Source organism: Haladaptatus sp. W1, assembly GCF_001723155.1.
In the GTDB taxonomy this organism is placed as follows: domain Archaea; phylum Halobacteriota; class Halobacteria; order Halobacteriales; family Haladaptataceae; genus Haladaptatus; species Haladaptatus paucihalophilus.
Genome location: NZ_MEIH01000388.1, coordinates 24410 through 33868 on the forward strand (window position 1 = coordinate 24410; position 9459 = coordinate 33868).

The following is a 9459-nucleotide window of genomic DNA, read 5'->3' on the forward strand; positions in this document are numbered from 1 at the left end:
GCCGTGTCGGATTCGAGCGATGTACTCGCGGGAACACTTCCTCATCGGCGCGGTCGCGTCCGCGCTTCTCCTCGTTCCGCTTTCGGGTCGGTTCGGGACGCCGCTGCTCGTCGCCCTGTTCGTCTACGGCGTGCTGTTGAGCGTCTTCATCGACTTGGACCACTTCGTCCTCACGCGCGTCGAAACCGGGAGTTGGCGACACCTCCGGGCGTGTCTGGCGAACCCCACCGACGCCTTCGGTGATCAAGACTGGGTGTTCGAGGACGTGGACAACGCGGAACTGGAACACATGCGCATCCTCTCGCACGTCGCAATCGGCGGCGTCCTCGTCGGTGTCCTGGCCCTCCTGTGGCCGCCCGTCGCGGTTTTCACCGCTGTCGTGCTCTACTGTCACGTCCTCGCGGACCTCCTCCGGGACAACGGGGTTGCGTAATCCTTCCGGATGTTTTCGCCGCGAAGACGGGATGGAACGACCGTTCTCCACGAATATTTCTACAGTTTTGGCAACAAATCTTTTGAACGCTCCCGATGTTGCCTGCGATGGAGGGATCGACGATGACATCCACGTACCAGCGATTGGAAGACGATCTAGAAGAAAAGGGAGAGATAATGGTGAAGCTCGCTGGCGGCGAGGAACTCGAACTCCACACGCACAACGTCGAGTTCGAAGAGGAGCCGTACATCCGCATCGACGCGGACGACCAGGTTCACTGGGTCGATGCATCTAAGATCGCTCACTACTGGATTCACGAGGAACTCTGACGACGTACTGACAGGGCGCTGAAACGTGTCGTCTCAGCGCTCGAAACGCCTTCGTACGGTTCCTCCGATGGGACCGACCCTTACAATAATCATTCGTGACAATGTTTGCTAACGATTACGGTAGAACTTTCCTTACTGGAATACGATGTGAGAGCGATGGACCATAGTTCGAGCGAGGCGGAAGCGGAGGGCGGTTCGACGGGAGACGGCTCCGTCGAGACCGAACTCTCCCGCGACATGAGTCTGTTCGACATCACGTTTATCGGTGTCGGCGCGATGATAGGGGCAGGTGTGTTTGCCCTCACCGGGTTCGCGGCGGGTATCGCCGGTCCGGCCCTGACCATCGCGTTCATTATCAACGGATTCGTCGCGATGTTCACTGCCGTTTCGTATGCGGAACTCGGTGCAGCGTTCCCCGAGGCCGGTGGCGGTTACCTCTGGGTGAAAGAGGCACTCGTGGACCCGAACGGCTTCTACGCCGGGTGGATGAGCTGGTTCGCCCACGCGGTCGCGTGTGCGCTGTACGCCGTGACCTTCGGGACGTTCTTCGTCGAATTCCTGCGCATCGGATTCGGCCTCCCGACCGAGTTCGCTCTGTTGGGCTTCATCACGCCCATTATGGCCGAAAAGGGGCTGGCGGCGTTGGTCGTCGTCGCGTTCGCGTACATCAACTTCCGCGGCGCCGAAGAGACGGGAAAGGCCGGAGTCATCGTAACCGGTATCAAGGTCGTCATCCTCGGCATCTTCGTCGCCTTCGGGTTGACGACGACGTTCAACAACCCGAACTGGACGGCGAAGTTCCTCGACAGCCCGCAGTTCGCACCGAACGGCTTTATCGGCATCGTCGGCGCGATGGGATTCACCTACATCGCCTTCGAGGGGTACGAAATCATCGTCCAGTCCGGAGAAGAGGTCGTCAACCCCGGGAAGAACGTCCCCAAGGCCGTCTTCTACTCGATGGCCATCGTCGTCCCGATTTACGTTCTGGTCGCGTTCGCGGCCATCGGCGGCATCACGCCGACCGCCGACCTCATCAGCAAGGCGGCCGGTGTCAGCGGCTCGGCCGCGAGCGTCCCGACGTGGGAACTGCTCGGCGGCCTCGGCGAACTCGGCATCATCGAGGCGGCGGGGCAGTTCGTGCCGTACGGCGCGTTCCTCCTGCTGTTCGCCGGACTCGCGGCGACCATGAGCGCGCTGAACGCCACGGTGTACTCCTCCAGTCGTGTCTCCTTTGCGATGGGCCGCGACCGGGCGCTTCCCGCGTTCTTCGACCGGATTCACCCCGACAAGCGGACTCCCCACTGGGCGATTTTGCTCTCGGGTATCCTCATCATCCTGATGGCGATTTCCTTGCCGATAGAGAGCGTCGCCGCCTCCGCCGACCTGATGTTCATCCTGCTGTTCGTGCAGGTGAACTGGACGGTCATCCGGATGCGCCAGACGCACCCCGACCTGCCGCGCACGTACAAGGTCCCGTACATGCCGTGGCCGCCGCTCATCGGCATCGGGTTGCAGTTCCTGCTCACGCCGTTCCTCGTCTACGAACTCGGCCTGAAGCCGGGTATCGGCCCGGGGTCCGAAGGGTTCGTGGCGCTCATCACGACCGCGGTCTGGATGATCATCGGGCTGGGCGTCTACTACGGTTACTCCAAGCAGAAGGAAGCCGAGCAGATGGAGGAGGAGACGCCGACCGTCGTCACCGAGCGCGTCCCCTCGGAAGCCGACAACCAGATAGTCGTCCCCATTGCCAACCCGGAAAGCGCACCGCAGTTGATGCGGACCGCGACCGACATCGCGCGCGACCGGAACGGCGAAATTCTCGTCATGAGCATCGTCACAGTGCCACAACAGACGCCGCTGTCCGAGGGTCGGAAGTTCATCGACGACCAGCGTAACGTGTTGAACGAGGCGATGGCCATCGCGGAGGACGAGGACGTCCCCGTCAGCGGGACGATTCGTATCGGTCACGACGTGTCGAAGGCCATCCTCAACACCGTCGAACAGTACGACAGCGACGCGGTGTTGATGGGCTGGAAGGGCCAGCACAAGAGCCAACGACGGGATATCGTCCTCGGCAGCAACGTGGACCAAGTGGTTCAGAACGCTGACTGTGACGTGTTGGTCGAGCGCATCGGACCGGACGAGGGTGCGGCCGAATCCATCCTCGTCCCGACGGCGGGCGGTCCGCATGCCGAACTCGCCGCCGAAGTAGCGGACAACATCGCCCGCTCGAACGGCGCGACCGTGGAAGTCATCCACGTCGTCGGTCCCGACGCGACCGAGAGCGAGCGCGCGGGCGCACAGACCGTGCTCGACGAGGCGAAAGACGACTTCAGCGAGGGGACGACTGTCACGACCGAACTGCTGACCGGCGACGACGTTATCGACACCATCGTCGAACGGACCGGCGAGCACGACCTGACCATCATCGGCGCGACCCGCGAGGGACTGCTCCAGCAGTTCGTCTTCGGCGCGCTCCCCGAACAGGTCGGATGGCGCTCGAAGAGCACCATCATCATGGCGAAGCGCAACCTCGGTATCACCTCTCGCCTCTCGCGCTGGCTGAGATAGGCAACCGTCGATTTTTCGTCGTTACGGATTTCCGGCTATCTGCTCGAAGAACCGTTCGGTCAGCACCTTGCTCACGAGTTCGACGAGCGCGTCGTCGCGGTCGTCGAGCGCGCCGAACAGGCCGAGAGAAATCGCCCCGCCCGCCATCGCTCGGTGGCCGCCGACGCTACCCATGTCGTCGAAGGCACCCACCAGAAGGTCGCCAGCGTGAATCCGAGGGTTACGGGTCCGCGCGCTCAGGTGCACCGTGTCGTCGATGATGCCGAAGACGAGGGTGGTCGAAACCCCTTCGAGGTTGAGCAGGTAGTCGGCCGCTTGCGGGAGCGTGTCCCGCTCGGTGGTTCGGCCCGCATGCGAGACGAGGTGCGAGCCTCGAACGACGCGATTTTGAATCGTGTCGGCGATGGAGTCGAGCGTCTCGTGAGTGAACAGCGAGTCCGAGAGCCGACGGAGGAGGTCCACGTCCGCGTGCGGGTGGAGGTGCCGGGCGTTCGTGTACTCCGCCTCGGTCGCATCCCGCGTGAATTCGAGCGTTTCACGCCGGATTCCGAACAGCAGGGCGGTCGCCAGTCGAGTGTCGAGTTCGACGTCGAGTTCCACCAGATACTCCGTCAGCATGGAGGCCGTCGCACCGACGTCTTCCCGGTGGTCCACGTGCACGCCTTCGACGTTCTCGTTCGGATGGTGGTCGATGACGATATCGGGGACGTATTCCGCGGGGACGCGGTTGTTCTGTCCCGGAATCGCGTGATCCACGAATCCGACGATATCCGTCGAATCGAGACACTCCTCGGCGAACGGGTGTAACTCCACGTCCAGCAGGTTGACCATCGCCCGGTTTTGCTGGTGTGTTATCTCGCCGCCGTAGTAGAGGTCGGTTTCGGTGACGTTCGCGGACTCGGCGATGGCAGCGAGTGCGAGCGCGCTGCTGATGCTGTCCGGGTCCGGGTTGTCGTGACAGACGACCGCGAGCGAGTCGGCACCGCCGAGCACGGAGAGGAGCGAATCGCATCGATCGGTCGGTCGATGGCGGGGCGTATCGAGGGACATCGTTCATCAGTGTCCCGACCGTTTCACCGCGGTCGAGAACGTGACCGACGCTATCGACGACGAGTCTTGTAGTTGTTATTGATTATATTATTGACACCGACGGATTCAGCATCGGCCTACCACGCGCCGACGAACGGGTAGCGCTCCCCTTCTGACGGAGGTACTTCGGGATATCTCCCGACACGAGCCGTTTACTGGCTGTTTTTGCTATTCTCGTTTCGCATCGAACCGTGCGACGAAGAACGATAGCTTCTCGGTGGAGAGGAACGCGAGGAACGAACGAACTCATGCGAATCGTCATCGTCGGCGCGGGTGAAGTCGGCTCGTCCATCGCGGCCAGCCTCTCCGATACGCACGAAGTCGTGGTCGTGGACCGGGACGGTGAACGAGTGGAATCGCTCACGTACTCGCTCGACGTGCTTCCGATACAGGGGGACGGAACCTCGCTCGACACGTTGCGTGACGCGGGCATCGAACGCGCCGACATGGTTATCGCCAGCACTGACGACGACGAGACGAACCTCGTCGTGTGCGGGACGGCGAAGACCGTAGACGACCCGTTTACCATCGCGCGAGTGAAGAAGGTCGATTACCTCCAGACGTGGGAAAACGCTGACCCCGGCGCGTTCGGCGTGGATTTCCTGGTGTGTACGAACCTGCTCACGGCGACGGACATCGTTCGCGTCATCGGCCTCCCCGCGGCGCGCGACGTGGACCCCTTCGCGGGTGGGAAGGTCCAGATGGCGGAGTTCGAAGTGCGAGGGGACAGTCCGCTGGCGGAACAGACGATTCGGCAGGCCGACCGCTTCGATTCGCTCACGTTCGCCGCCGTCATCCGCGACAGGGACGTCGATATCCCGCGCGGAGAAACGGTCATTCAGGCCGACGATAAGGTCGTCGTTATCGGCAGTCCCGAGAGCGTCCAGCAGTTCGCCAAGGAAGTCGCTCCCGACGAGACGCCGAGCACGGAGAAGGACGTCGTGGTAATCGGCGGCAGCGAAATCGGCTTTCACACCGCTCGACTGCTCGAAAATCGTAACCTCAAGCCCAGACTCATCGAACAGAACTCCACCCGCGCCCGGTCGCTGGCCGAAGCGCTGCCGGGAACCGTCGTCATGGCGAGCGACGCCACGGACACGGACTTCCTGATGCGCGAGCACGTCGATGAGGCCGATGTCGTCGTCGCGGCGCTGGAAAACGACGAAAAGAACCTCCTCGTCTCCCTGCTGGTTCGCCAACTCGGTGCCGAACGAGCCATCGCCATCGTCGAGAACACGGAGTACGTCTCGCTGTTCGAGACGGTTGGCATCGACGTGGTGATCAATCCGCGCGAGGTCACGGCCGAAGAGATAACGCGGTTCACCCGCGAGGAACGCGCCGAGAACATCGCGCTCATCGAGAACGACCGCGCTGAAGTGCTCGAAATCGAAATCGACGCCAACAGCGTGCTCGTCGATAGACCGATCAGCGAGGGCGTCGCTAATCTCCCCGACGGCGTGGTTATCGGTGCGATTACCCGCAACGGCGAATTCATCGTTCCGCGCGGCGACACGATCGTGAAACAGGGTGACCACATCGTGGTGTTCGCCCATCGAAACGTGGTTTCGGAAGTGAGTGGCGCACTATGACCCTCCGCGTCGATTGGCGGGCGAGCGTGAGCCTCGTCGGAACGGTCGTCAAGTGGCTCTCCGTCCCGCTGGTGTTCCCGCTGCTCGTCGGACTCTACTACCGGGAGGGTATCAGCACGTTCGTCACGACGATGGTCGTCGCCGTCGTCGTCGGGTGGTCGCTCGAACGCGTCGAACCCGACCCCGAGATGGGTGCGCGCGAGGGGTTCCTGATGGTCGCGCTGACGTGGTTCGCGGTGTCCATCGTCGGCGGCCTCCCCTACGTCATCGCCGGAAACGACGTCTCGTTGCTGAGCGGCTATCCCTACCTCGCCGTCCAGTCGGGGCCGTCCACGCTCGCGCACCCCGTCAACGCGCTGTTCGAGAGCATGAGCGGGTTCACGACGACCGGCGCGACCGTGATGGGTGACATCTCCTTCGAGACGCACTCGCGAGCGCTGTTGATGTGGCGGCAGTTGACCCAGTGGCTCGGTGGGATGGGAATCGTCGTCCTCGCGGTGGCGATTCTGCCGGAACTGTCGGTCGGTGGTGCGCAGTTGATGGACGCGGAAGCGCCCGGCCCCGGCATCCAGAAACTCACCCCGCGAATCGCGGAGACGGCGCGGGCGCTCTGGAAGGCGTACCTCGGCATCACCGCGCTCGAAATCCTCCTGCTGTTCGGCCTCCACGTTCTGGGGAACGTGCTCGGGACGCCGCTCGCGCCGCAGATGACGTTCTACAACGCCGTCGCGCACGGCTTCACGACGATGGCGACCGGCGGATTCTCCCCCGAGGCGCGGAGCGTCGAGGCGTTCTCGGCGGTCGTTCAGTGGGTCATCGTTCCGTTCATGATAGCGGCGGGGACGAACTTCGCGTTGTTCTGGCACGTCCTGAACGGGAATCCGCGACGACTGTTCGAGGACGTCGAGTTCCGCTTTTACATCGGCATCTTGGCCGTCTTCTCCGCGATTTTGTCCGTCCTGCTGTACACCCATCAAGGGTTGGTGTTCGTTCCGAACGGCCCGGCCGTCGCCGGGAACATCGAATCGTCGATTCGTCACGCCACCTTCCAACTCGTCTCCATCGTCACGACGACGGGGTACGCCAGCATGGACTTCAACACGTGGAACAGCTCCGCCCAATACCTCATGCTGGGCGCGATGCTCATCGGCGGCTGTGCGGGTTCGACCGGCGGTGCCATCAAAATCGTGCGCTGGCTCGTCATCCTGAAATCCTTCCGCCGGGAACTGTTCACGAACGTCCACCCCGAAGCGGTTCGTCCGGTTCGACTCGGCGGCCGCGCGCTCGACGAGCGCGCGGTTCGCGGTATCTACGCGTTCACGCTGCTCTACGTGGTCATCTTCCTCGTCGCCACGCTCCTTCTCTTCCTCGACATCGAGCGGACCGGCCCGAACATCAACACGCTCGAAGCCATGAGCGCCATCGCTTCGACGCTCGGGAACGTGGGGCCGGGATTCCAACTCGTCGGCCCGATGAACAACTATCTCCCCTTCTCGAACAGCGCGAAACTCCTCATGGTCGTCCTGATGTGGGTCGGACGACTCGAAATCTTCCCGGTGTTCGTCCTGCTGACGAGCGCGTACTGGCGGTCGTAGGGAGTCCGAGAAACCAACGTCGAATTCGGGAGGATTACCCGATGAGCCGCTCTCGAATCGACCGTTTTCGCTGCTTTTCCGCGAGCAGGACGGAACAGTCCACGTCGTCCACGATGTCGAGCGCGAGCGACCCCCGGACGAGACGGGAAAGGAGGCCTTCCTCGGTCGCGCCGATGACTAGCAGCGAGCAGTCGCCCGCCGCCCGTTCGATGGCCGCTTCGACGTCCTCGTCGTCCACCACGACGAGATTCGCGTCCTCGATGCCGTGTTCCGTGGCCCAGTCGGCGAGGAACTCTTCGCCCGCGTCACGCGACTCGTCGGTGACGTGGAGGAGCGAGAGTTCGGAGTCGTACTCCGCCTGCAGCATCTGTGCGATGGCCGCGCTGAGCTCGGAGTCCGGCCCACCAGCGGTGGGAACGAGCACGCGACCGGGGTCGAATCCCCTATCTCGGAGAACCACCACGTCGCACGGAAGCCCGTTCGTCAGTTCGTCGATGGCGCTCTCGGCCCGGCCGGGGGAGCCGTGGCTGTCCTCGCCCCACCCCATGACCACGAGGTCCGCGGCGTGGGTTCGGGCCGCGTCGAAAATCTCCTCGAAGGAGCGGTGCGAGAGGATGGTGTGCGTTTCGACGGGGACGCCGAACGTCTCGGCATCCGCGCGCGCTCGTTCGAGGAGTTCGGCCGATTCGGCGTCGAGCTCCTCGACGTGCGCCGCGCCGCTGGCGAGCGGCGTCTGGTCAGGCACCTGCACGATGTGCGTCGCGACGACCGTTCCGTCGCGCTGGCTCGCCACGGCACTGGCGAGCGAGATGAGGTCCGTCTCGTGTTCGGGGTTGGCCAACGGCACCATCACGCGGTAGTCGCCGCCGTCCGGTTTCACCGACGACACGGCGGAGACGGCCGATTCGGGCATCGCCTCCGGTTGACTGAGGACGTAATCCGTGAGGACGCCCTGTTTTTCCGTCTTTCCGCGAGCGTAGAGGAAGTACCACCCGACCGCGCCGACGACGAAGGCGACGGCGAGCAACGGCGCGACGATGTCGGCGGACGCCATGAAGCCGATGAGGCTGAACGAGGTGAGGGCCCCCAGAATCGGCGTGTACGGGTACAGCGGCACGCGATAGTCGGGATGGTAACCATCCGTGTCGGCCTCCCGCATCACGATGAGCGCGACGTTGAGCAGGCCGTAGATGACGAGGTGGAGGACGCTCCCGGCCGTGGCGAGCACCTCCACGTCGCCGATGACGACGAACAGGAGGATGAGGCCGCCCGTGACGCCGATGGAGCGGTACGGGGTGGTGAACCGGTCGTGGATGTCGTTGAGCCAGTTGCTCACCAGTTTGTCCCGGCCCATGGCGAAGTTGATGCGCGAGGACGCGAGAATCGAGGCGTTCGCGCTGGAGGCCGTTGCGAGTAGGCCGCCGAACGTGAGGGCGACCGCCCCGGCCGGACCCATCAGCATGCTCGCCACTTCGACCACCGCGGTGTCGTTGTTCGCCACGACGTCGAGTTCGACCACCGAGAGGAGGACCAGCAACACCAGCGCGTAGATGATCGTCACGATGACGACGCTCCCGATGACGGCGCGGGAAGGTTCTTCCGGGGTTCTGAATCTCCTCCCCGACGGACGTGATTTGGACGAAGCCGAGGTACGAGACGAAGATGAGTCCCGTCGTCGGCAACAGCGGCGTGATGCCGTTGGGCGCGAACGGTCGAAGCGTCGAGAGGTCGGCGTGGAACGCGCCCACGACGGAGAACACCGTCAGAATCCCAACGAGCGTCACGACGATGATGTTCTGCAGTCGCCCCGTCTCCTTCGCGCCGACGTAGTTGACGAGGACGAACAGCGACCC

General features: G+C 63.4%; 6 protein-coding genes and 1 pseudogene. 5 read left to right on the forward strand and 2 right to left on the reverse strand.

Annotated features, from left to right (window positions below; translation table 11 throughout):
- Nucleotides 1–19 precede the first annotated feature (19 nt).
- From BG842_RS24535 to BG842_RS24545, 3 genes are all read left to right on the forward strand, one after another.
- Nucleotides 20–433: a hypothetical protein gene (locus BG842_RS24535; RefSeq protein WP_069452847.1), complete on the forward strand. Its 414-nt coding sequence runs from the start codon at nucleotides 20–22 to the stop codon at nucleotides 431–433.
- Between the two features lie 122 nt (nucleotides 434–555).
- Nucleotides 556–762, forward strand: coding sequence for a hypothetical protein (locus tag BG842_RS24540; protein ID WP_069452853.1), 207 nt, complete (start codon nucleotides 556–558; stop codon nucleotides 760–762).
- Between the two features lie 156 nt (nucleotides 763–918).
- The gene (locus BG842_RS24545; protein WP_069452848.1) at nucleotides 919–3333 is read left to right on the forward strand and encodes an amino acid permease; all 2415 of its coding nucleotides are present in this window, start codon (nucleotides 919–921) and stop codon (nucleotides 3331–3333) included.
- A gap of 21 nt (nucleotides 3334–3354) precedes the next feature.
- On the opposite strand, the gene BG842_RS24550 is transcribed toward BG842_RS24545, so the two are convergent.
- Nucleotides 3355–4383, reverse strand: coding sequence for a bifunctional oligoribonuclease/PAP phosphatase NrnA (locus tag BG842_RS24550; RefSeq protein WP_069452849.1), 1029 nt, complete (start codon nucleotides 4381–4383; stop codon nucleotides 3355–3357).
- A gap of 287 nt (nucleotides 4384–4670) precedes the next feature.
- Between BG842_RS24550 and trkA the strand changes: the two genes are divergently transcribed.
- Both trkA and BG842_RS24560 read left to right on the forward strand, forming a co-directional pair.
- On the forward strand, nucleotides 4671–6011 hold the full coding sequence (trkA, locus tag BG842_RS24555; protein ID WP_069452850.1) for a Trk system potassium transporter TrkA: 1341 nt from the start codon (nucleotides 4671–4673) through the stop codon (nucleotides 6009–6011).
- Nucleotides 6008–7606 carry a TrkH family potassium uptake protein gene (locus tag BG842_RS24560; protein WP_069452851.1) on the forward strand — a complete coding sequence of 533 codons (1599 nt, stop codon included), beginning with the start codon at nucleotides 6008–6010 and terminating at the stop codon, nucleotides 7604–7606. Before trkA ends, BG842_RS24560 begins: the two co-directional genes overlap by 4 nt.
- 34 nt (nucleotides 7607–7640) lie before the next feature.
- On the opposite strand, the pseudogene BG842_RS24565 reads toward BG842_RS24560, so the two are convergent.
- Nucleotides 7641–9459, reverse strand: a pseudogene (locus BG842_RS24565) (amino acid permease); the annotation flags it as partial.